Origin of the sequence: Aquihabitans sp. McL0605, assembly GCF_049993875.1 — a bacterium.
Classification (GTDB): domain Bacteria; phylum Actinomycetota; class Acidimicrobiia; order Acidimicrobiales; family Iamiaceae; genus Aquihabitans.
Map to the genome: position 1 here is coordinate 984,639 of NZ_CP188252.1, position 22,101 is coordinate 1,006,739.

The following is a 22,101-nucleotide window of genomic DNA, read 5'->3' on the forward strand; positions in this document are numbered from 1 at the left end:
GGGACTAGTTGCCGGCGGTGGTGGTGGTTGCTGCCGTGGTGGTGGTGGTGGCGCTCGCCGGGTCGGCCAGGGCCGTGGCGATCTTGTTCTTGAGGTCCTGCTGCTCGATCACCTGGCGGGCGTCGGCGCTCGGGTCGTTGTCCTCGAAGTCCTGCAGGAACTTCTGGGCGTCGGCGTAGCGCCCGTTGCGGTAGGCGACCACGGCCCGGAAGGCCCGGGCGTAGCTGTAGTCGGGCTGCGACCTCACCGCCGCGTCGAGCCGCACGGCGGCGAGGGCCTGCATCTGCACCTTCTGGTCGGCCGTGAAGTTGTCGGCGCTGAGGGAGAGCAGCCACGCCGACCAGGCGAGGGCGACGGCGTTCTCGGGATCGTCGTCGAGCACCTTCTGGAGGCACGTGTAGGCGGCGTCGGCGTTGGTGGACATCTTGCTGAGGCAGTCGTTGGCCTTCTGGCTGGTGGTCTGCTGGACGGTGATGCCGCCCGACGACACCCCGCCGGCCTTCCGGCCGCCCAACGCGTTGGCCACCATCACGCCCGAGACCAGGGCGAACACGGCGATGCCGGCCACCCAAGCCATCGTGCGGCCGAGGCTGCGAGGACGCCGGGCATCGGCGAAGGCGGCGTGGCGCTCGTCGATGGCCCGCAGCACGTCGGCGGCGCGGGCGGTGTAGTCGTCCTTGAGGGTCTGGTAGTCGTCGTCCTCGAGGTCGCCGGCGTCGTGCTCCCGGTCGAGGTCGACGATGGAGCGCAGCAGGAAGTCGCGCTGCTCCTCGAGGGCCGCCAGCTCATCGGGATCGAGCACGGGCACCCGCTTGGTGGCCTTGGGGGCCTTGGCCGGCGGCTTGCCCTTGCCCGGCGCCGCCTTGCCCTTGGCCGGGCCCTGATCCTTGGCGGCGGCGTCGGCTGCCGCCTTGCGGGCGATCGGGCCGGCCCCCTTGCTGGGCGTGGGCGCGGGGCTCACGGCGGGTCCTCGCCGTCGAGCGCCACCGCCACCAGGTCGCGGTCGGCCTGGGTGACCCCCCGGCTGCTGGGCCGGTAGTCGCGGAAGCGGTAGATGAGACCGGCGATCGCCACGATCACGAAGATGACCGGCAGCGCCCAGACGAGCGTGCCGAAGCCGGAGCCCGACGGGTCGAGCAGGATCTGGCGGCCGTAGCGGGAGGCCACGAAGTCGCGGATCTCCTCGTCGGAGTCGCCCACCGCGATGCGCTGCTTGATGAGCGCCCGGACGCCCTGCGACGCGGGGGTGTCGGAGGAGGCCACCGACTGGCTCTTGCAGGAGGGGCAGCGGATGGTCTCGGCCACGTTCTGGGCCCGCTCGGCGTCGGTGGGCGGCGCCTGGCCGAGCGTGCCGACCGCCAGGGCGATCAGCACGACGACGGCCATGGCGATCCACGGCAGCCAGGGCTTGGCGCGTGAAGACGAGGAGGAGGAGGCCGGCGACGTGCTCACGATCCGCCCTCGGCCTGGCCCTCGGCCTTGTTGATGATCGACTCCACGTCGGTGGCCACCACGCCGCCCTGGAACCGCACGACCACCGTGCCGGTGGGCGACACCAGGAACGACTCCGGCACCTTGGCCACGCCCCAGTCGAGCGCGGTGCGCCCGTTGTCGGAGTCGAGCACGGTCCAGGTTCCGCCGTTCTTGGCGAAGAACCTCCGGACGGCCGCGGCCTTGTCGCCGTAGACCACGCTGACCACCTTGAGCTGCCCGGTCTTCTGCATCTCCTCGGACAGCTTGCGCAGCTGCGGGTGCTCCTGGACGCACGGGGTGCACCAGGTGGCGAAGAAGTTGACCAGCAACCAGCGGTCGTTGGTGCCGATGTCGACCGCGTCGCCCTGGATGGCCTTGCCGTTGAGGGCCGGGGCGACCTTGCCCACGACCGGGCTGGCGCTGGGCGCGTCGTCGGCGTTCTTGCTGGTGATGAGCAGGATGACCAGCAGCGCCATGACCACGCCCACGCCGATGGCGGCGAACATGACGGTGCGCGAGCGCCGCGGTGCGGGCTGCGTGGCGGTCATGCCCCCACCCCCACGGGCTCGAGGTCGGGATCGGGATCGGGATCGGGCGCCGAGCCACCGGCAGCGATGGGCGCCGAGACCGGGTCGGTGGGGTTGCGGCGCCGGCCGGGGAAGGCGGCGAGCAGCGAGCCGAACGCCATGATGGCGCCGCCCGTCCAGAGCCACACGATCATCGGCTGGTGCACGATGCGGACCTCGACCTTGCTGGTGGCACCCGACCCGGTGGGCGGGTTGAGCAGGGCGAGCAGGAGGCTGTCGCGGGGCGAGTTGCGCACCGTGGGCTTGCCGATCTGCTGCGAGCCGTTCGGGAACTGCTGGATGCCCGGGGTGTACTCCTTGCCGTCGATCACCAGGCGGGCGGCGATCTCGGCGCGCGCCGGCGTGGACAGGTCCTTGGAGCCCTTGTAGGTGATGGTGTGCCCGGCCATCGTGATGGTGGACGGGCACCCTTCGCGGGGCGTCACGCACAGCTTGGCCTCGCGCTCGCTCTGGTAGGCGCTCGAGGCGGTGAACGCCACTGCCAGCATGATCACGCCGAGGTGGACGATCATCCCGCCGTTGGTGCGCCCGAGCAGGCCGTGGATGCCCTGCCGGCGGGTGGCGAGCACCAGCTGGCGCAGGGCGGACCCGGCGGCGAAGCCGGCCAGGAAGAACGCCACCAGCGGGGCGAACCCGGTGGCGCCCAGGAGCACGGCGAGGACCAGGCAGGCGGTGCCGACCCAGCCCGGCCAGATCAGGCGGGTGCGCAGGGTCTCGACCGATGCCTTGCGCCACGGCAGGACCGGGGCGATGGCCATGAGGAACAGCAGGGTGATCCCGATCGGCATCGTCATGCGCTGGAAGTACGGCACGCCGACGGTGACCCGCTGCCCGTTGAGGGCCTCGGCCAGGAGGGGGAACACGGTGCCCAGCAGGACGACGAACGCGAAGGCCGCGAACACGATGTTGTTGAGCAGGAAGGCGCCTTCGCGGGACACCGGCGAGTCGATCCGGGCCGGCGACCGCAGCCGGTCGCCGCGCCAGGCGATCAGCCCGACCGAGACGACGACGATGACGGCGAAGAACCCGAGCAGCAGCGGGCCGATCTTGGAGTCGCTGAACGCGTGGACCGAGTCGAGCACCCCCGACCGGGTGAGGAACGTGCCCAGGATGGTGAGCGAGAACGTGGCGCACAGCAGCGACAGGTTCCAGACGCGCAGCATGCCGCGCCGCTCCTGCACCATCACGGAGTGGATGAACGCGGTGGCCGTGATCCACGGCAGGAACGAGGCGTTCTCGACCGGGTCCCACGCCCAGTAGCCGCCCCACCCGAGCACCTCGTGGCTCCACCAGGCGCCGAGGATGATGCCGATGGTGAGGAAGGTCCAGGCGAACAGGGTCCAGCGCCGCGTCTCGACCAGCCAGCCCTCACCGAGGCGGCCGGTGACCAGGGCGGCGATGGCGAACGCGAACGGCACCGTGAAGCCCACGTAGCCCAGGTAGAGCATCGGCGGGTGGAACGCCATCAGCGGGTGGTTCTGCAGCAGCGGGTTGGGGCCGGGCCCGTCGAGCGGCACCTGCGCCACCGTCTTGAACGGGTTGGCCGCCACGAGCATCAGCCCGAAGAAGAACAGGGCGACCGAGAACATGGTGATCATCGCCCAGGCGACGAGCGGGTCGGCGAGGCGCTTGCCGAACTTCAAGACGACGGCCAGCGTGTAGCCGGCGAGGATCAGCGTCCACAGCAGGATCGAGCCTTCGAGGGCCGACCAGAGCGTGGCGAAGTTGTAGAGCGCCGGGGTCTTCGACGACCCGTTCTCGGCCACGAACTTCAGCGAGAAGTCGCGGGTGATCAGCGCCCGCTCCATGGCGATGAAGCACAGGAGGGCGGCGCCGAAGATCATGAACGCATACGGCCGAGACATGCGCAGCATGTCCCCGCGGCCCTTGTTCAACCCGAAGGCGAGGGTGACGATGGCACCGAGGCAGCCGACGAGGCCGAGGACCACGCCGCCCGTGCCGAGGGCGGCGTTCACGTGTCGTTGCTCTGATCGCCGTCGACCCGGGTGGGGTGTTCCTTGTCGTAGTCCTTGTAGTCGGCATCGTGCTTGATCAGCAGGCGATCGCTGTCGAACTCGGTGCCGGCCGCGTTCCAGTGGCCCTCCGCCACGACGGGGATGCCCGCCTTGAACATGGCGGGCTCGCTGCCGGTGTGGCGGACGGTGACGTCGACCCCGTGGTACTGCACCTTGAAGACCGTGGCCTCCTCGGCCACCTTGGGCTTGCCGACGACGGTGCCCTGGAGCCGGAAGCGCTTGGTGCCCAGGCTGGTCTTCTGGGCCACGGCCTCGTCGGCGTTCTTGAAGTAGAGCGAGGCGCCCTTGGCCTGGAAGGCGATGGCGGCCACGGCGACGCCGAGCAGGCAGAGCACCACGATGGGCGCCCAGCGACGGCGGGCCTTGCGGCCGGGCGAGACGGCGACGTCGGCGCGCGGGGTGAGGTCGAGGCCGCCCTCGTCGAGGTCGCGGTCGTCGGGCAGGTCGGCGGGGGTCACGACCACCTCCGTTCATCGGGTGGCAGCTGGCGGGTGACCTTGCGGCCGCGAGCGATGATCGAGGCGGCGTAGCCACCGATCAGGAGGACGGCGACGGCGTAGGTGGCGCCGACGTAGGTCCAGGCACTGGTCTGGGCGAGCACGGGGGCGATCACGTCGCCACCTCCTGGGTGTCGGCACGGCCTTCGGCGCGGCGCTCCTCGAGGGCGAGGTCGAGGCCCTTGGCCTCGAGGGCCTGGGAGGCGAACTCCAGGCGGAAGCGGTGGAGCAGCAGCCAGGCGTAGAGCAGCAGGCCGAGGATCATCCCGTAGAAGAGGGCGAAGAGGCGGAGGCCGTCGATCTGCGGATCGAGGCTGGCGACGGTGGCCGTCTGGTGGAGGCTGCGCCACCAGTCGACGGAGAAGTGGACGATCGGCACGTTGATGAAGGCGAGGATCCCGAGGACCGCGGACTGCTTGGCGCGAGAGGTGGGATCGATGATCGCCCGGCGCAGGGCCAGGTAGCCGAGGTACAGCACGAACATGAGCGCCGTGCTGGTTAGGCGCGGATCCCACTCCCACCAGGTGCCCCACGTGGTGTGGCCCCACACCGAGCCGGTGAGGAGGGTGAGGGCGGTGAAGACCACGCCGATCTCGGCCGACGACGCGGCCAGCGCGTCCCAGCCCACCGTGCGCTTCCACAGGTACATGCCGCTCGCCACGGCGGTGACGAAGAACGCGGTGTAGCAGGCGATGGCCGAGGGCACGTGCACGTACATGATGCGGACCAGCTGGCCCATCGTGTCGAGGCTCTCATCGGGCTTCGACGCCACCAGGGCGACCAGCAGGAACAGGGCCGAACCCACCAGCACGACGGTGCCGAGGATGCGGCTCCCGCGCGACGCGGTGCCATCCGGCGTCGGGCCCTGGGGGCCAGCGCCGGCGTGGATGGGTGGGGACGTCAAGATTCCTCCAGGAGGGGTTCGAAGGCAAAGATCCCAATGACCAGGTAAAGCGCAGCGAAAGCGGCGAGCAGGGCGCACCAGCGCCACCCTTCACCGGAGGTGCGCTCGTAGGCGGCGGTGAACGCTTCGGTGCCCGCGATCAGCACCGGAGCCACCACGGGGAGCATCAGGATGGGCAGGAGCGTGTCTCGGACGCGGAGCCCGGCAGCGAGGACGCCGTAGAGGCTCCCGGCGGCGGCCAGGCCCGCCGTGGCCGTGAGGATGGTGGCGATCAGCAGCAGCCAGCCCGACGGCGTGGTGCCGTAGAGGACGGTGACCCCCATGAACAGGGCGCCCTCCAGCACGAGGAGGTGCAGGCCGATGCCGGCGGCCTTGCCGAGGAAGATCCCGGCCGGGTCGAGGTCGGAGAGGCGCAGGGCGTCCATCACGCCGTCGGCTGTCTCCACCGAGAAGGCCCGCTGGATGGCGAGGAGCATCGAGAACAGCACGGCCAGCCAGAACAGGCCGGGCGTGGCCTGCTCGAGGATGCGCCGGTCGGGGTCGAGCGCGAAGGCGAACAGGATCAGCACCAGCAGGGCGAACGGCAGCAGCTGGCTCAGCGTGACCCGGCTCCGCCGCTCGAGGCGCAGGTCCTTGCCCACCACCAGGGCGGCGTCGCGCAGCATCGAGCCGGGGACGGCGGCCTCAGACAACGGGGGCCTCCTCGAGGAGACCGGCGACGGTGCCACCGGCGACGGTGACCGTGCGGTGGGCGACGGACCGGGCCCGGTCGAGCTCGTGGGAGGCGAAGATCACGGTGGCGTCGGAGGCCACCGCATCGGCCATCAAGGAGTCGACGAGGTCGCGACCGCCCTGGTCGAGGGCGGCATGGGGCTCGTCGAGGAGCCAGAGGCGGGCGCGGCGGGCCACCAGGATGGCCAGGGCGGTGCGGCGGCGCTGACCGGCCGACAACATGGCGACGGGGACGCCGGCCAGGCGGCCGTCGAGCCCCAAGCGGGCCAGCGCGGCGTCGGCATCGGCCCGGTTCGAACGGCCCGCACGAGACCAGAACCGCACGTTCTCGGCCACGGAGAGGTCGTCGTAGAGCCCGGTGCTGTGACCGAGCAGGCCCACCAGCGGGCGGACCGGCCGGCGATCGGCGACCAGGTCGACGCCCAGGACCGAGGCTTCGCCGTCGACCACCGGCACCAGCCCCGCGCAGGCGCGCAGCAACGTGGTCTTGCCAGCACCGTTCGGTCCTTGCAGGAGCACGATCTCGCCGGCAGCCACGTCGAGGTCGACGCCGGCCAGTGCGGGAAAGCGTCCGAGCAGACAGACCGCAGCGCGGAATCTGACGACGGCGTCCATGAGCACCACAAACGGTACCGGTGCCTCCCGCCGAACGACGAACCCGCTGGTTCGGGCCACGACCCCGATCTCGGCGCGCGGGAACCAGATGGTGTTCCGCTTAGTCTCACCCCCTGTGCTGGCCAAGGTCCTCGGTGGAGTCGGAAGAACGCTGATCACGGCGGGGACCCTGATCCTGCTGTTCGTGGCGTACCAGCTGTGGGGCACCGGCCTCCAGGAGGCCAAGTCGCAAGATGCGCTGGCCAAGGAGTTCGACCGCGAGGTGGCGCCCCTGAACGTGTCCTCCACCTCCACCACCGCCCCGCCCACCACCACCACCGCTCCCTCCGTCGACGGGGAGCCGGTCACCACGGTGCCGCTCAAGGTCACCCCGCCCCGCACGGCCGACCTGCCGCTGCCGGCCGTGGGCGATGCCCTGGCCAAGATCCGCATCCCGTCGATCGGCGTCACCCGCACCGTGGTGGAGGGGATCGGCCTCGACCAGCTCAAGCGGGGCCCGGGCCACTACCCCGAGACGCCGCTGCCCGGCCAGGCCGGCAACGTGAGCATCGCCGGCCACCGCACCACCTACGGCCAGCCGTTCCACAACATCGACAAGGTCCGCAACGGCGACCAGGTCATCTTCGACACCGCCCAGGGCACGTTCGTCTACGAGGTCACCGAGACCAAGATCGTCACCCCCAAGCAGACCGAGATCCTCGAGGACAAGGGCGACAACCGCATCACGCTCATCGCCTGCCACCCCAAGTACTCGGCGTCGAAGCGGATCATCGTCATCGGCAAGCTGGTGGGCCAGCCGGCACCGGTCATCACCGGCCAGGCCGAGGCGCAGGCGAAGGCCCGCGCCGCCAACACCAAGGACGGGCTGGCCGCGGGCGAGAGCATCGACGGCGGCCTGAGCGGAGCGAAGGCCTCCAAGTCTCCCGCCATCTTCTGGGGGCTCGTCGCCGCCCTGATCTGGTTGCTGACCTGGCTGGTGCAGACGTTCATCCGCCGGGTGGTGCGACGGCGAGCCGCCGCCGACGACCGGTCGCCGAGCCGGGGTCAGCGCCTGCTGACCTGGACGCCGTACCTGATCGGCGTCCCGATCTTCATGGTGGCGCTCTACGTGTTCTTCGAGAACTTCGGGCGCCTGCTCCCCGGCAACTACTGACGCCGGGAGGTCAGACCCCGCGGAACGTGGGGGTGCGGCGGTTCCGGAAGGCATCGATGCCCTCGGCGAAGTCGGCGCTCTCCCAGGCCCGGGCGAAGGCCTCGGCCACCTCGGGATCGTCGGGCAGCGTGCCCTCGAGCTTGTTGAGCATCAGCTTGTGGCCGGCGATGGTCAGCGGGGCCAGGGTGGCGATCTGCTCGGCCCACGCCCGCGCCTCGGGGAGCGCGCCCTCGCGGTTGACCAGCCCGAGGCGCAGCGCCTGCTCCCCCGTCACCACCTCGGCGGCGAGCAGCACGGCCCGCGCCGTGCTGGGGCCGAGGAGCGTCGCGGCGCGCTGGACCGTCCAGTGGTTGACCATGAGCCCGAGCTTGGCCGCGGGCACGCCGAACGTGGCGCTGCCGGTGGCCACCCGCAGGTCGCAGGCGACGGCCAGCTGCGTCCCGGCGCCGAGCGCCGCGCCCTCGATGGCGGCGATGGTGGGGAACGGCACCGCGACCAGCCGGTCGAGCACCCCCTGGAGCAGCGTGGCGAACGACGCGTCCTCGACCCCCTGCAGGTCGGCGCCGGCGCAGAAGTGACCGGACGCACCCGTGAGGATCAGCACCCGGGTGGGGCGCTCGACCGCAGCAGCCAGCGCCGCGGTGAGCTCGGTGAGGGTGGCGTGGTCGAGCGCGTTGCGGCGCTCGGGCCGATCGAGGGTGACCACGGTGATGGCCTGGTCGTTGCTGGCGCCATCGCCAACGATCTCGACGTGCACGGTCATGGCCTACCTCCGGGGCTCGGGGACCGGCCGACCCTAGGCGGGGGCCGGCACCGGCTCGGGCACCGGAGCAGCGGCGACGGCGCGCAGGATGGCAGCGGCCTCGGCCTGGCGCTCGGCGCTGGGCGGGTGCTCGGCGTACAGGCCGTCGTCGATCGTCCGGCCCACCTCGATGAGCAGCGGGTCGTCGTAGCGGAGCGCTAGGGCGGCCGCGTAGGCCGACGCCGTCTCGGGTGAGCCGCGGGCCCGATCGACCCGCCGGCCGAGGGCGTCGAGCTGCCGATCGGCAGTGACCGCCCAGTCGGCGGACCGCCGCGGGCGCCGGGCGCCTCGGCGGCGGACGAGCGCCCGGACGGGGCCGATCAGGAGCACGACGACCGCGACGCCCAGGGCGATGACGACCGCGTGGTCGACCAGCCACTGGAGCACGGTGGGCCGGGCCTTGTCCGACCCGGCCATGGCGACGTGAGCGGTCGGGTCGAAGGGCACCCAGCCGACCTTGGGGAACCACACCTCGGCCCACGCGTGGGCGTCGCGCTCCCGCACGTCGTAGACACCGGTGATCGCATCCCGATCGTCGGGGACGAACCCGGTGGCGAGGCGGGCCGGGATGCCGTTGGCCCGGGCCAGCACCACCAGCGACGAGGCGATCTGCTCGCACCAGCCCTGCTTCGCCTTGAACAGGAAGTGGTCGACGACGTCGACCCCCTTCGGGGCCAGCGGGGCGTCGAGCGAGTACTCCACCCGGCCCCCCATCCACGACTCGAGCGCCAGGATCTTGTCGTACTGGCTGGTGGCGCCGGCCGTGACCTGCGTGGCTGCCTTCCGCACCCGGTCGGTGGTGACGGGAGCCTGCGCGTACGTGGCGCTGACGTCGGCGGGGATGGCGCCGTCGAGCGAACGCAGGAGCTCGGGCGTGTAGGCGACCCGGCGGCTCTGCACCGAGTACGTGGCGCCGGGGCCGAGCGGCGCGGTCAGCAGGGTGCCGCCGGTGACCTGGCGCACCGGACCATCGACCTCGACCTTCACCGCGGTGGGCGCGGCGTAGATCACGTCGGCGTAGTCGGCGCGCATCCGGAACCGCTGGTCGACCACGTCGGAGCCACTGCCGCCGAGGTCGTCGGCGCTGATCACCGGGCGGCCGTCGGCCGGCAACGGCGCGCTCGACGAGTCGCTCCGCGTCCAGCGGCGGCCGTCCCACACGTCGAAGGTCTCGCCCCGCCAGTAGGTCGCCCGGTCGGTGTCGACGGTGAAGACGACCTTGTCGGTGAGGTCGGGCCGCTGGGTCATGTCGAGCGAGTCGGTGGCCCGCAGCGCGGTGGTGTCGCCTCGGCGAGGATCGAGCGTGGCGCCCTGACCCGCCTGGGCGGCCTTGCCGACATAGGGCAGCAGCATCGGCGCGAGCAGGACGGTCAGCAGCAGCACCACCGCGGCGACGGCCACCACCGTCCGGGCGACGGAGGCGGGCCGGCCAGGAGCGCTCGCCCCCGGGCCCGAACGCAACGGCCGGTTGGCGTCGGTGCCCACGCGATCGGACAGCACGAGGACGCAGACGCCGGCCAGCAGCCACACGAGGAGCCACTGGCTCGTGGCCCCACCTGCACCCAGGGTGCCGAAGCGGATCAGGGCGAGGGCCGACACGAACAGCACCACGCGCGACACCAGGCTGACCGACAACGAGGGGAGCCCCAACATGGCCAGGAGCGCGAGCCCGGCGCCGATCGCCGCACCCATCGGGGCGGTGAGGCGGCCGTGGGCGCTGTTGGCGCCGGCGACCGCCGCGGTGGCGCATGTGGCGACCAGCAGGGCGGTGCTCAGCCACGACGGCGTCTGGGCCCGATCGGGGTGACGGTACTCGTGGCGGGCCGGGCTCATCGGCCGATCTCCACGACCGGCCAGCCCTTGGGCGGCTCGCCGGGCGTCGCCGCCACCGCCCGGGCCAGGCGCCGGCCGGCGTCGAGCGAGGTGCGCACGCGCTCGGTCACCGGGCCGGCCACCTCGGCGGTGCACAAGACCAGCTCGCCCCCGGCGGCCAGGACCGCCCGGGCCGCGCCGTACGCGTACGACGCGGCGCGCTCCTTGTCGGGCCCGAGGTCGCGCAGGTCGACCACCAGCGCCTGGCCGGTGGGCGCCGGCGGCTCGAGCTCGCGCACCACGAGCGTGCCGGTGCGCGCCGTGCTCGGCCAGTGGACGAGGTGCGACGGGTCACCGGGGGCGTAGGGGCGGACGGCTCGCACCATGTCGCCGCCCAGCGCCGCGAGCGCCACCGTGTCGATCCCGAGGTGCAGCGGCGCCGGTGCCGGCAGCCACTCCACGGCCAGGGGCTTGGGCGCCACGGACACGGCGTGGGGCAGCTCGATCTGCAGCACGCGGTGCGCGGCCAGCACACCGAGCGGCGCCGTGACGCGCACCTCGACGCGCAGCGCCCGGAACACGCCGCGACGGTCGGCCAGGTGGTCGATGGTGCCGGTCTCGGGACCGGAGATGCGGTGCCAGGGACCCGTCGGGTCGAGGGTCCGGACCTCGCAGGCCCCGCCCCGGCCCGAGACCGCCACCTCGACCGGCACCGACGTGCCGACCATCGCGTCCCGAGGCGACGAGGCCGCCACCTGGATCCGCCGCACGCCGATCAGCGGCCAGACCACACCGACCACGAAGCACGACACCATGGCGACCCAGACGATGGCGATGATCTGGCGGTCGGCGGTCGGCGGCGGCTGGGCGATCCCGACGACGATGCCGAACAGGAGGAGCGTGCCGAGGGCGGTGAGGCGGGTGCCCCCCACGCGGTCGTGCGAGCTGCGCCGCACGACGCTCACGGCCGGGGGACGGCCGTGCGGGCGACGACGTCGGCGATGACGGCCCGGCCGGCGGTGGTGTCGACCACGCCCCCGACGCTGACGCGGTGCGCGAACGCCGGCCCGACCACGGCCTGGACGTCGTCGGGCGTCACGTGGCCCCGACCCGAGACGACGGCGTGGGCCCGCGCCGCCTGCATGAGCCCCACGGAGGCGCGAGGCGACGCGCCGACGGTGAGGTCGGGGTGCACGCGGGTGGCGGCGGTCAGGTCGAGCACGTACTCCACCAGGGCCGGCGCGCAGTAGACGCGGTGGACCGCCCCGACCGCGGCCGCCACCTGGGCCGGATCGGCCACGGGCGACAGCGACGCGTAGGCGTCCTGGCCGCCTTGACCGGTGAGGATCTCGCGCTCGGCGGAACGGTCGGGCATGCCCATCGACAGGACCAGGGCGAAGCGGTCGAGCTGGCTCTCGGGCAGCGGGAACGTGCCGATCTGCCCGTGCGGGTTCTGGGTGGCGACGCAGAAGAACGGGTCGGGTAGCCGGTGGGTGACGCCGTCGACGGTGACCTGGTGCTCCTCCATCGGCTCGAGGAGGGCGGACTGGGTGCGCGGCGAGGCCCGGTTGATCTCGTCGACGAGGAGCACGTTGGCGAACAGCGGCCCCGGGCGGAACGTCCAGGACCCGTCGGCCGGCGAGTACACGGAGGTGCCGGTGATGTCGGTGGGCAGCAGGTCGGGGGTGCACTGGACGCGACCGAACCGGCCGCCGAGCGCGGCAGCCAGGCTCTTGGCGAGGAGCGTCTTGCCGGTGCCGGGCAGGTCCTCGACCAGCAGGTGCCCGCCGGCGAGGAGCGCCACCAGCGACAGCCGGATCACGTCGTCCTTGCCCCGCACGGCGCCGGCCACGGCCCGGAACAGCGACTGGGAGAGGACGATCGCCTCGTCGGGTCGGGGGCTCGCGCCTGCGTCGGCCGGTTCGCTGGTCACCTGGGTCATCGTGGCGAAGCCTTGCACGGCACGGCTCGCACCGCAGCGTCGGTCAGGCCGGCTTCCAGCCGAAGGTGACCTCGACGGGCGGGTTGTCGCTCAGCGGCTGGCCGTCGGCATCGACGAAGCGGTCGGTTCGGAGCTGCTGGGAGGTGGCCTCGAGGTCGACGCCCTTCCCCGACCGGTAGACGATCCGGTCGATGAGCCCCAGGTCGCGGCAGCTGCCGGCCTCGCAGGCGTCGGTGAGACCCGTCCGCTTCAGGAAGTCGCCCCACACCCGACCGTCCTGGCCGTGGTTGCTGGCGGGGTCCTCGGGATCGAGGTGGAGGTTGGTGTCGCCGCCCACGATGACGGCGGCGCCCTTGGCGTGCTTCACGATGTGGTCGGCCAGCTGCTCGAAGTCGGCCACCTGGAGCGCCTGGTCGCGGGGGTTGGTGCCCGCTTCGGCGTTGATGTTGTAGAGGTGGATCTGCGCGCCGTTCGGCAGCGTGATCACCGAGACCTGGAAGCCCTTCATGGCCAGGCAGTCGGCCTTGCCTCCGTCGTTCTGGTTGAGGCCCCCGAAGCACCCCGTCCACGGCACCCGCTCATCACCCTTCGTCGGGAGGTTCGACAGCAGGCCGAGGCCGTCGCCGAGCTCCAGCCCGGGGCGGTTCACGCCCACGGCCTTCGGGCCCGGGTGCTGCGGCGACTGGTAGCTCTGGCGGACATCGGCCCGAAGCCGACCGTGGTAGTTCACGAAGTCGAACCCGGCCGCCAGGCCGTTGGGGGCCCACCAGTCGTAGTCCTCCTGCGTGAGGACGATGTCGTCGTCGTTGAGCAGCGGGCTGATGAGCGGCAGGTTGACGTCGGGGTGCGATCGCGAGATCTCGGCGGGCAGCCCGGCGACGTTGTAGCTGAGCACCTGGAACGATCCGCCGTCGGGGTTGGCGGCGAGGTCGATCGTGGCCGGCACGGTCGCCGTGGACACCTTCGTGTCGCCGCCGCTGCACCCCGCGATGGCGGACACGCCCACCAGCACGGCGATCAGCGCGCCGGCACGACGCGTGGACGAGATCCCCATGCAAGACCTATCGGCACACCCGGGCCTGCAGTGGAGGGATTTCCTCACCCGTAGAGATGGGGGGCGATCAGGTGCGGTCAGGCCCCGGATCGTCGCCGCGCTGGAGCCGGGACCCGCGACGGCGGATCTGCACGACGGCGATGATGAGCACCAGCACCAGCACGATCGCGACGTCCATGGGCCTGAGTTTCGCGCCTCCGGCGGATCGGTAACGTGCACCGACGGTCACGGGGAGACGAGGACGCCATGGGAACCGAGCACGTGCTGGCCATCGATCTGGGGACCGGTGGGCCCAAAGCCGCCCTGGTCACGCCCGAAGGGCGCATCACCGCCCACGAGTTCGAGCCGACACCCATCGAGCTCCTGGGCGACGGCGGGGCCGAGCAGGATCCCGATGCGTGGTGGGACGCCATCACCACCGCCGTGCGCCGCCTGCTGGCGGGCGGCCACGCGGCGCCCGACGACGTGGTGGCGGTCTCGGTGACCAGCCAGTGGTCCGGCACGGTGGCCGTCGATCACGCCGGCAAGCACCTCTACCCCGCGGTGATCTGGATGGATTCGCGCGGCGCCCCGTACGTCGAGGAGCTCGTCACCGGCAGGCTCAACGTGGCCGGCTACGACGCGTTCAAGCTGAAGGCGTGGATCCAGAAGACGGGCGGCATCCCGAGCCACTCGGGCAAGGACCCGCTGGGCCACATCCTCTGGCTGCGCCACCACCAGCCCGACGTCTACCGCGCCGCCCACGCCTTCCTCGAGCCGTGCGACTACCTCAACGCCCGCCTCACCGGCCGGCAGTGCGCCTCGTTCGACTCGATCACCGCGCACTGGCTCACCGACAACCGCGATCTCACCAACGTCCACTACGACCAGCAGCTCCTCGACTGGTGCGGGCTCACCGAGCAGCAGCTCCCGGAGCTGGTCCCGTCGGCATCGGTCGTCGGCACCCTGCAGCCGGCCGTGGCCGACGAGTGGGGGCTCACGCCGGCCACCAAGGTCGTCACCGCCACCGGCGACGTGCACTCCGCGGTCGTCGGCTCCGGCGCGCTCGGCGACTACGAGGGCCACCTGTACATGGGCACCTCCTCGTGGCTGTCGTGCCACCTGCCCACCAAGCGCACCGACCTGCTCAACAACCAGGCGGCCCTCCCCTCGGCGGTGCCCGGCCGCTACTTCCTGGCCAACGAGCACGAGGTGGGCGGCGGTGCCCTGCTCTGGCTGCGCGACCAGGCCCAGATGATCAGCGACGTCGACGAGGCCAACGGCCTGGCCGAGGCGGCGCCCGCCGGGTCGAACGGCGTGATCTTCACCCCGTGGCTCAACGGCGAGCGCACCCCCGTCGACGACCACACCATCCGCGGCGGGTGGAACAACCTGTCGCTGACCACCGACCGTCCCGACCTGGTCCGATCGGTGTTCGAGGGCGTCGCCTACAACAGCCGCTGGCTGCTCGACACGGTCGAGAAGTTCATCAAGCGCCCGCTCGACGGCCTGAACTTCATCGGCGGCGGCGCCCGGTCCGACCTGTGGTGCCAGATGCACGCCGACGTGTGCGACCGGGTCATCCGGCGGGTGGCGGAGCCGCAGCACGCCAACGCCCGCGGCGCGGCGTTCGTGGCCTGGCTCGCCCTCGGCCGCCAGTCGCTCGACGAGCTCAACCGCGCCGTCACCATCGAGCAGGAGTTCCACCCGCACCCCGATGGGCGAGCGGCGTACGCCCCGCTCTACAAGGAGTTCGGCAAGCTCTACAAGGCCCACAAGCCGATCCACGCCCGCCTCAACGGCTAGCTGTTGTTCCCCCACCCGCCACACCACCGCTCCTTGTGGTCGATGTTCCCCGCGTGAGGGGGAAGATCGACCAGAGAACGGCCGGGCCTCAGCCCATGCCGTAGGCGTGGGTGGGGTGGATCCGCACGACCAGGCGGCCGTCGGCCACCATCGTCTTGCGGTAGTCGTCCCAGTCGTCGTGCTCGCCGGAGAGGGAGCGGTACAGGGCGACGAGCTCGTCGACCGTGGCGTCGTCGGGAGCGGCTGCCGTGGGGGTGACCTCGGCGTCGCCCTCGATCACCACGTAGGACCAGAAGTCGTCGGCGGTGATGTGGAGCGACACGCGCGGATCGCGCCGGGCGTTCTTGGCCTTGGCGCGATCGGCCGTGACCGAGATGCGGATGATCCCGTCGTCGCCGACGCCGTACATGATGTTCGACGCCTGCGGGCGGCCGTCGGCCTTGAGGGTGAGCAGCACCCCCTTGCGGTGCTGCTCGGCATACGTGAGGGCCTGGTCGATGTCCATGCGCCCATCCAACCACCGGCGGCGCCCGGAGCGTCGGGGAAGGCTCAGCCGCCGCCGGGCAGGCCGGGCTGCTTCACGGCGTCGAGGTCGACGGCGGGGAGCTGGCCGGTGGCGATGGTCTCGAAGATCTGGCGGACCACCGGCGCGCTCGCCGAGCCGCCGGCGCCGGCGTGCTCCATCACCACGGCGGCCGCGTAGCGGGGGTCGGTGCCGGGGCCGAAGCCCACGAACAGCGAGTTGTCCTCCTTCGGCTTCGTCTTGGTCCCGGTCTGGGCGGTGCCGGTCTTGCCGGCCGCCGGCCACGCGTCCTGGGGGAAGCCGGCGAAGGCGTCCCGGCCGGTGGCGTGGGGCCGGTCCTGCGTGACGCCCTCGAACCCGTCGAGCATCACGGCGTGGGCATCGGCGCCCCAGTCGACCTTGTCGATCACCTTCGGCTCGTACGTGACGGTGGGATTGGTGCCGCCGTTGGGGACGATCCGGTCGAGCACCGACGGGCGGTAGAGGGTGCCGCCGTTGGCGAACGCGGCGTAGGCGTTGGCGAGCTGGAGCGGGGTGGCGAGCATGTCGCCCTGGCCGATCGCCAGGTTGATGCTGGCGCCCGAGCCCCACACCCCCGCCTCGGTGGCCTTGCCGTTCAGCTCCTTGTCGAACGTCGCCAGCCACGTGGGATCGGGCAGCCGGCCACTCGCCTCGCCAGGGAGGTCGATGCCCGTCTTGGCGCCGAAGCCGAGCTTCGCCACCTCGTGCTGGAAGGCGTCGGGGCCGACCCTCCCCTGCTGCTTGTAGGCCGCCCAGGCATCGTTGCCGAGGCTGTAGAAGTACACGTCGCTCGAGGCGGTGAGCGCAGGGCCGAGCGTGACGTTGCCGATGCCCGAGGACTCGGCGGACGGGCTGCGCACCTGGCAGGCGTCGGCGCCGCCGGTGCAGCCGGGGATGTTGAACACGCCGCCGTCGTACTTGGGGGTGGTGGTCGTGATCAGCCCGAGCTTGAGCCCGGCGTAGGCGCTCGCCAGCTTGAACGTGGAGCCGGGCGGGTACTGCCCCGCGATGGCGCGGTTGTTGAGGGGGTAGCCGTTGACGGGGTCGCCGAGGTAGTCCCACAGGTCCTGGCTGATCCCGCCCACCAGAGCCGACGGGTCGTAGGTCGGGTACGACGCCATCGCCACCACCTGGCCGTTCGCCGGGTCGACGACGGCCGCGGCCGCCGACTCCGCCGGGTAGTACCCGAGGTGCCCGGTGGTCGCCCGCCTCGCCTCCACCTCGGCGCGCAGCGTCTCCTCGGTCTTGGCCTGCACCCGGGCATCGATCGACAGGTACACGTCGTCGCCGGCTCGGGGCGCCACCCGCTGTCCCGTCAGCTCCCGCACGATCTTCCCGGTGCGGTCGACCTCGTAGACCCGTTTGCCCGGCGTGCCGCGCAGGCTCGACTCGTAGCTGGCCTCCACCCCGGACACGCCGATCTCGTCGGAGCGGGCGTAGGGCTTCGCCCTGTCGTTGTGGTGCTCGAGCCGCTTCCACTGGGTGTCGTTCAAGGCCCCGACGTAGCCGAGCACGTGGGCCGCCAGCGATCCGTGCGGGTAGTCGCGCACCGTGGTCTCCTCCACCTCCACCGACGGGAACCGGTCCGCCTGCTCTCCGAAGTAGATGGTCTGCTCGTCGGAGAGGTCCTCGACGATGGGGATCGGCCGGTACCGGCTGAACCGATCGCTGTTGAGCTGGCGGACGATCTGCTTGTCGGTGACCTGGTCGGCCGGCGCCAGCCCGACGGCGAGGGCGGCGACCAGCCGGGCCCGGAGCGCGTCCTGCTTCGCCGGGCCGAGGTCCTGGTACCGCTGCAGGTCGATGCTCAGCACCTCGGAGGGACGGTTGCCGACGAGCACGACGCCGTTGCGGTCGAAGATCTCGCCCCGGGGCGCGGGGATCACGACGGTGCGGATCGTCTGCCCCGCTGCCTCGGTCCCGAGCGTCTCGCCCTCGACCACCTGGAGGAACCAGAGGCGGGCGAAGAGGGCACCGAAGAGCGACAGCCCGAGCACGGCGAGGAACCCGAGCCGCTGCCGTTCGCCGCCTCTGTCCACCTCGATCACCCTAGGCCTGCCCCTCGCCGAGTTCTCGGCGGCCGGAACGCATCCACGAGCGGGGTGCGGCAGCCTGGGGACGTGTTCGAGGAGCTCGAGTTCATCTACCTGCCGAGCGACGACGTGGCGGTGGAGCTGGCGCGCTACGTCGACGAGCTGGGGGCCGCCGTGGTGTTCGCCATCGAGGCGTTCGCCACGCGCGTCGCCATGCTGCGGCTGACCGCCGACGGGCCGAAGCTGCTCCTCGCCCAGCACCTGCACGGGGACCAGCCCGTGCTCGTCTACCGGGTGCCCGACCTGGCGGCCGCCGAGGAGGAGCTGCGGGGCCGAGGCGCGACGGTAGGACCGCGGTTCGGGTTCCCCGATGGCGACGCCTCGGAGATCGAGCTCCCCGGGCCGCAGCGCATCGCCATCTACGAGCGCACCCGGCCCGACCGCGCCGCTGAGCTCGAGGGCCGCATCGACTTCTGACCGCTCGTGCTCGCAAGCCACCGCTGATCGTCCTGGTCCCGGTGTGGCGCACGCGGCGCCCGAGACGCGCAAGCATCGGGGCCATGGCTGAGATCGAGGAGATCCACGACCTGTACCGGATCGACCCGGCGGAGTTCGTCGAGGCGCGCGCCGCGCTCGTGAAGGCGCTGCGCGCCGAGGGCCGCACCGATGACGCCCGCACGGTGGTCAAGGTCCGCAAGCCGACGCTCCCGGCGTGGGCCCTGGACCAGGTGGCGTACGACGAGCCGGACCTGATCGACGCCGCGCTCGCCGCGGGCGACGCCCTCCGCGAGGCGACCGAGCAGACGCTCGGCGGCGACGCGTCCAACCTGCGTGCCGCGACCGCGGCCGAGCGGGAGGCGGCCGACGCCGTCCTCGATGCCGGGACCGCGCACCTCCCCTCGGCCACCGCTGCCCACCGAGAGAAGATGGCCGCCACCCTCCGAGCGGCCGTGCTCGACGACGAAGCCCGCGAACTGCTCGTCGCCGGGCTCCTCGCCGCCGATCTCGAGCCGCCCCCGGTGGGCTTCGGCGGCACCGCAGAGACCGCGGCCGCGCCGGCCCCGGCCGCTCGCGCCCGCACCCGCGGCGCGAAGGCGGCCGACGTCATCGCCGCACCCCCCACCGAGGCACCGGCCAAGCGGAAGGCCCGCACCGTCGGCCGGTCGAAGGCGAAGGCCGCCGAGCTGGCGAAGCCGGCCGACGAGGTCCAAGCCCGGCGGCGGGCCAAGGAGCTCGAGCAGCAGCAGGCCGCCGAGGCCGCGCGCCAGGCCGAGGAGGAGGCGGCCGAGCGGGCCGAGGAGGAGCGCCGAGCCGAGGAGCGCCGCCGCCGCCAGGCCGAGCTCGACGATGCCGCGACCGCCGCCCAGGCTGCCGCCGCTGAGCTGCTCGGAGCCGCCGAATCGGCCGAGGCGGCGGCGGTCGCCGCCCGCCAGGCCGCCGATGCCGCGGCCGCCGATGCCGACCGCGCCGCAGCGGCGGCCGCGGCCGGGCCCGACGGCACGCCCGAGCCGAAGGCGGCGACCCGGGCGGGCAAGCCCCGGCGGACCGTCGGCCGGGCCCGGCGCCCCTGATCAGCGAGGGCACCCGGGCCAGAGCCCGTCCTCGAGGTTGGTGGGTTCCAGTCGGACACACCGGTGGCAGGCGCGCTGCCTCGGTGAGACCCGCTTCTCGCGCCAGCGCTGACCCCTCACCCCGAACTTGTTGCAACCAGTGCTCCACCCAACACTCCGTGCAACAAGTTCGATCGAGCCCCCGACCCCGTCACCCCGAACTTGTTGCAACCAGTGCTCCACCCAACACTCCGTGCAACAAGTTCGATCGAGCCCCCGACCCCGTCACCCCGAACTTGTTGCAGCCAGTGCTCCACCCAACACTCGGTGCAACAAGTTCGGGGGGGGGTCGGGGGCTCCGGGGCGGCCGAGCCGGTCATCCCGCCCTACGTCAAGCACTCGCTCACCCCGCTGGGCGACGAGCTGGTCGAGCACCTGCTCCCGCTGTTCCGTTGGATCCTCGACCACGCCGCCGACATCGTCGGGTGACCACCGCCTCGGCACCGCGGCGTGCGCCGGTGGTCGGTGGACCGGTCCCGGTGGCCGGCTGCGCGAACCTGGCCCGGTGACCGCCCCCGACTTCCGGCCCACCCTCCGCCTGGCCGATCGCACCCTCGACCTGCACCGGCCCGCCCTGATGGGCGTGGTCAACGCCAACCCCGACTCGTTCTCCGATCCGGGCCACCGGCCCCTCGAGGCGATCGTCGATCAGGTCCGGGCGATGGTCGACGAGGGCGCCACCGTGATCGACGTCGGCGGCCAGTCCGGCATCACCAACGTGCCCGAGGTCGACCCGTCGGAGGAGATCGACCGCGTCGCTCCCGTGGTCGAGGCGATCGTGGCCGAGCTCCCCCACGTCGTCATCTCGGTCGACACCTACAAGCCGGCGGTCGCCCGCGCCGTGCTCGAGGCGGGCGCCCACATCGTCAACGACGTCTCCGGGCTGCGCGCCCCCGAGCTGGCCCCGCTCGTGGCCGAGTTCGACGCCGCGCTCGTGATCATGCACACGGCCGCGCCGCCCAAGACCCGGCTCCAGGAGTCCGGCCTCTACGACGACATCGTCGACGAGGTGGGGGCCTTCCTCGCCGCCAAGGTGGCCGAGGCCACCGCCGCCGGCGTCCACCCAGAGGCGATCGTCACCGACCCCGGGCCCGACTTCACCAAGACCCCCGCCCAGACCGTCGAGGTCCTCCGCCACCTGCCGGCGCTCAACCCGCAGGCCCTGCCGATGCTGCTGGCCATCTCGCGCAAGGACTTCATCGGCGCCCTCACGCACACCCGGCCCAAGGAGCGGATGGCGGGGACGCTCGCGGCGGTGGCCGCGGTCGGCAGCGGCACCGGCGTGATCCTGCGGGTCCACGACGTCGGCGAGGTCCGCCGGTTCCTCACCGTGCTCGACGCGCTCCGCAGCGACGACCCCGTCGACCCCGACCTCCGCCTCGTCGACGAGCTCCGCTGGGCCGCCGGCCGCCCCGACGGCACCAAGGCCGTCTGACCCCCGGAGGCGATGGGGGCGACGGGTACGATCGGCCGCGTGCCGCCCACCGCCCCCGAACCTGCGCCCACCGATCCGGTGCTCGTGCGCCGGGCGCAGATCGCCCGGGCGGTCACCATCGGCCAGCGGGTCGGGTACGCGCTGTTCGGCGTGGCCACCGTGGCGTTCTTCTTCGGCCTGGTCACGGGGTACACCCCGGGCCTGGTGCGGGTCGTCATCGGCAGCCTGCTCATCGGCTCGGCGGTGCTCGCCCCGGCCATCGTGTTCGGCTACGCGGTGAAGGCCGCCGAGCGAGAGGACCAGGGGCTCCCCTCCGGGCACTGACCATGGCCACCACCACCCACCGGTCCCGGCAGCGGGCCTTCGTCGCCGCCCTCGCGGCCGTCCTCGCCCTGGCGTCGCTGGCGGGCTGCTCGAAGAGCGACCCCGACCCGGTGGTGGGCGCCACGATGATCTCGGCGGGCGGCGTCGACGTGAACGCCATCGTGCGCACGCCGACCGACCTCCAGTACGTCGACGGCACCCCGCTCACCGCCCTCTTCCTGCACGGCCAGTCGTACACGTCCGACATCTGGCTCGAGCGCGGGATCCTCGACGCCGTCGCGAACAAGACGGGCTTCCGGGCGGTGGCGATCGACCTCCCGGGCCACGGCGACACCGACGAGCGGAAGTCCGGCTCGGAATCCGCCGTCTCCGACGGGACCTGGCTGCGGTCGCTCGTGGACAAGCTGGGCGGTCCGGCGCACGTGGTGATCGTGTCGCCGTCGATGTCCGGCCGCTACAGCCTCGGCTACCTCGAGCAGTACCCGAAGGACGCGCTGCTCGGCTTCGTGCCCGTGGCCCCCGTCGGCATCGACGACTTCAAGCGGCCCGCCTCGGCGTTCCCCGTGCAGGCGATGTCGATCTGGGGCTCCAAGGACCCCACCTACAGCCCCGAGCGCGCCGCGCACCTGCTGACCCAGATGCGCGGCGGCGACGGCGACAGCACCCACCTCATCCAGGGCGCCGGGCACGCCTGCTACGACGACGACCCGAAGGCGTTCACGGCCCTGCTGGTGTCGTTCCTCACGACCGTCCACTGACCCCA

Annotated in this window: 24 protein-coding genes; 8 read left to right on the forward strand and 16 right to left on the reverse strand. The window is 72.4% G+C overall.

The genetic code is table 11. The features are described from left to right. Window positions 1-4: 4 nt before the first annotated feature. From ACPPVX_RS04420 to ccmA, 9 genes are read right to left on the reverse strand one after another with little or no spacing between them, the layout of a single operon-like run. On the reverse strand, window positions 5-961 hold the full coding sequence (locus ACPPVX_RS04420) for a tetratricopeptide repeat protein (RefSeq protein ID WP_426573679.1): 957 nt from the start codon (window positions 959-961) through the stop codon (window positions 5-7). After that, window positions 958-1,452 carry a cytochrome c-type biogenesis protein gene (locus ACPPVX_RS04425; protein WP_426573680.1) on the reverse strand — a complete coding sequence of 165 codons (495 nt, stop codon included), beginning with the start codon at window positions 1,450-1,452 and terminating at the stop codon, window positions 958-960. The genes ACPPVX_RS04420 and ACPPVX_RS04425 overlap by 4 nt, the downstream gene beginning before the upstream one ends. After that, window positions 1,449-2,021 (reverse strand): TlpA family protein disulfide reductase, encoded by a 573-nt coding sequence (locus ACPPVX_RS04430; RefSeq protein ID WP_426573681.1) that lies wholly within the window; start codon window positions 2,019-2,021, stop codon window positions 1,449-1,451. The genes ACPPVX_RS04425 and ACPPVX_RS04430 overlap by 4 nt, the downstream gene beginning before the upstream one ends. After that, on the reverse strand, window positions 2,018-4,036 hold the full coding sequence (locus ACPPVX_RS04435) for a heme lyase CcmF/NrfE family subunit (RefSeq protein ID WP_426573682.1): 2,019 nt from the start codon (window positions 4,034-4,036) through the stop codon (window positions 2,018-2,020). Before ACPPVX_RS04435 ends, ACPPVX_RS04430 begins: the two co-directional genes overlap by 4 nt. Then, a complete protein-coding gene (locus ACPPVX_RS04440) occupies window positions 4,033-4,554 on the reverse strand; it encodes a cytochrome c maturation protein CcmE (RefSeq protein WP_426573683.1) in 522 nt (173 codons plus the stop codon). Before ACPPVX_RS04440 ends, ACPPVX_RS04435 begins: the two co-directional genes overlap by 4 nt. Continuing rightward, a complete protein-coding gene (locus ACPPVX_RS04445) occupies window positions 4,551-4,709 on the reverse strand; it encodes a hypothetical protein (protein WP_426573684.1) in 159 nt (52 codons plus the stop codon). Before ACPPVX_RS04445 ends, ACPPVX_RS04440 begins: the two co-directional genes overlap by 4 nt. Next, complete coding sequence (ccsA, locus tag ACPPVX_RS04450; protein WP_426573685.1) at window positions 4,706-5,497, reverse strand: cytochrome c biogenesis protein CcsA; 792 nt, start codon at window positions 5,495-5,497, stop codon at window positions 4,706-4,708. The genes ACPPVX_RS04445 and ccsA overlap by 4 nt, the downstream gene beginning before the upstream one ends. Then, window positions 5,494-6,189: a heme exporter protein CcmB gene (locus ACPPVX_RS04455; protein ID WP_426573686.1), complete on the reverse strand. Its 696-nt coding sequence runs from the start codon at window positions 6,187-6,189 to the stop codon at window positions 5,494-5,496. The genes ccsA and ACPPVX_RS04455 overlap by 4 nt, the downstream gene beginning before the upstream one ends. Continuing rightward, complete coding sequence (gene ccmA / locus ACPPVX_RS04460; RefSeq protein WP_426573687.1) at window positions 6,182-6,844, reverse strand: heme ABC exporter ATP-binding protein CcmA; 663 nt, start codon at window positions 6,842-6,844, stop codon at window positions 6,182-6,184. Before ccmA ends, ACPPVX_RS04455 begins: the two co-directional genes overlap by 8 nt. Before the next feature lie 115 nt (window positions 6,845-6,959). On the opposite strand from ccmA, the gene ACPPVX_RS04465 reads away from it, so the two are divergent. Then, window positions 6,960-7,997, forward strand: coding sequence for a class E sortase (locus tag ACPPVX_RS04465; protein WP_426573688.1), 1,038 nt, complete (start codon window positions 6,960-6,962; stop codon window positions 7,995-7,997). Window positions 7,998-8,007: 10 nt separating this feature from the next. Here ACPPVX_RS04465 and ACPPVX_RS04470 read toward each other — a convergent pair whose 3' ends face one another. Genes ACPPVX_RS04470 through ACPPVX_RS04490 form a run of 5 tightly spaced genes read right to left on the reverse strand, consistent with a single transcriptional unit; the run spans window position 8,008 to window position 13,607 of the window. Beyond that, the gene (locus tag ACPPVX_RS04470; protein ID WP_426573689.1) at window positions 8,008-8,760 is read right to left on the reverse strand and encodes an enoyl-CoA hydratase; all 753 of its coding nucleotides are present in this window, start codon (window positions 8,758-8,760) and stop codon (window positions 8,008-8,010) included. A 33-nt stretch (window positions 8,761-8,793) separates the two neighbouring features. After that, window positions 8,794-10,632: a transglutaminaseTgpA domain-containing protein gene (locus ACPPVX_RS04475; RefSeq protein ID WP_426573690.1), complete on the reverse strand. Its 1,839-nt coding sequence runs from the start codon at window positions 10,630-10,632 to the stop codon at window positions 8,794-8,796. After that, window positions 10,629-11,576 (reverse strand): DUF58 domain-containing protein, encoded by a 948-nt coding sequence (locus tag ACPPVX_RS04480; protein WP_426573691.1) that lies wholly within the window; start codon window positions 11,574-11,576, stop codon window positions 10,629-10,631. Before ACPPVX_RS04480 ends, ACPPVX_RS04475 begins: the two co-directional genes overlap by 4 nt. After that, window positions 11,573-12,553 (reverse strand): AAA family ATPase, encoded by a 981-nt coding sequence (locus ACPPVX_RS04485; RefSeq protein ID WP_426573692.1) that lies wholly within the window; start codon window positions 12,551-12,553, stop codon window positions 11,573-11,575. The genes ACPPVX_RS04480 and ACPPVX_RS04485 overlap by 4 nt, the downstream gene beginning before the upstream one ends. A 43-nt stretch (window positions 12,554-12,596) precedes the next feature. Next, a complete protein-coding gene (locus ACPPVX_RS04490) occupies window positions 12,597-13,607 on the reverse strand; it encodes an endonuclease/exonuclease/phosphatase family protein (protein WP_426573693.1) in 1,011 nt (336 codons plus the stop codon). A gap of 246 nt (window positions 13,608-13,853) precedes the next feature. Here ACPPVX_RS04490 and ACPPVX_RS04495 point away from each other — a divergent pair, with 246 nt between their 5' ends. Beyond that, window positions 13,854-15,392 (forward strand): xylulokinase, encoded by a 1,539-nt coding sequence (locus ACPPVX_RS04495; protein WP_426573694.1) that lies wholly within the window; start codon window positions 13,854-13,856, stop codon window positions 15,390-15,392. Window positions 15,393-15,480: 88 nt separating this feature from the next. On the opposite strand, the gene ACPPVX_RS04500 is transcribed toward ACPPVX_RS04495, so the two are convergent. After that, complete coding sequence (locus ACPPVX_RS04500; RefSeq protein WP_426573695.1) at window positions 15,481-15,897, reverse strand: PPOX class F420-dependent oxidoreductase; 417 nt, start codon at window positions 15,895-15,897, stop codon at window positions 15,481-15,483. A 44-nt stretch (window positions 15,898-15,941) separates the two neighbouring features. Beyond that, complete coding sequence (mrdA, locus tag ACPPVX_RS04505; protein WP_426573696.1) at window positions 15,942-17,975, reverse strand: penicillin-binding protein 2; 2,034 nt, start codon at window positions 17,973-17,975, stop codon at window positions 15,942-15,944. An 81-nt stretch (window positions 17,976-18,056) separates the two neighbouring features. Between mrdA and ACPPVX_RS04510 the strand changes: the two genes are divergently transcribed. The 6 genes from ACPPVX_RS04510 to ACPPVX_RS04535 all read left to right on the forward strand — a co-directional run bounded on the left by ACPPVX_RS04510 (window position 18,057) and on the right by ACPPVX_RS04535 (window position 22,096). Next, a complete protein-coding gene (locus tag ACPPVX_RS04510) occupies window positions 18,057-18,446 on the forward strand; it encodes a hypothetical protein (RefSeq protein ID WP_426573697.1) in 390 nt (129 codons plus the stop codon). 83 nt (window positions 18,447-18,529) lie between these two features. Then, window positions 18,530-19,540: a hypothetical protein gene (locus tag ACPPVX_RS04515; RefSeq protein ID WP_426573698.1), complete on the forward strand. Its 1,011-nt coding sequence runs from the start codon at window positions 18,530-18,532 to the stop codon at window positions 19,538-19,540. A 306-nt stretch (window positions 19,541-19,846) separates the two neighbouring features. Continuing rightward, window positions 19,847-20,008, forward strand: a complete 162-nt coding sequence (locus tag ACPPVX_RS04520; protein ID WP_426573699.1) for a hypothetical protein — start codon at window positions 19,847-19,849, stop codon at window positions 20,006-20,008. 76 nt (window positions 20,009-20,084) lie between these two features. Further along, entirely contained in the window at window positions 20,085-21,014 is a 930-nt protein-coding gene (gene folP / locus ACPPVX_RS04525; protein WP_426573700.1) for a dihydropteroate synthase, read from the forward strand. Between the two features lie 39 nt (window positions 21,015-21,053). Then, a complete protein-coding gene (locus ACPPVX_RS04530) occupies window positions 21,054-21,338 on the forward strand; it encodes a hypothetical protein (protein WP_426573701.1) in 285 nt (94 codons plus the stop codon). A 2-nt stretch (window positions 21,339-21,340) separates the two neighbouring features. Then, the gene (locus ACPPVX_RS04535; RefSeq protein ID WP_426573702.1) at window positions 21,341-22,096 is read left to right on the forward strand and encodes an alpha/beta fold hydrolase; all 756 of its coding nucleotides are present in this window, start codon (window positions 21,341-21,343) and stop codon (window positions 22,094-22,096) included. The last annotated feature ends 5 nt before the right edge of the window (window positions 22,097-22,101 follow it).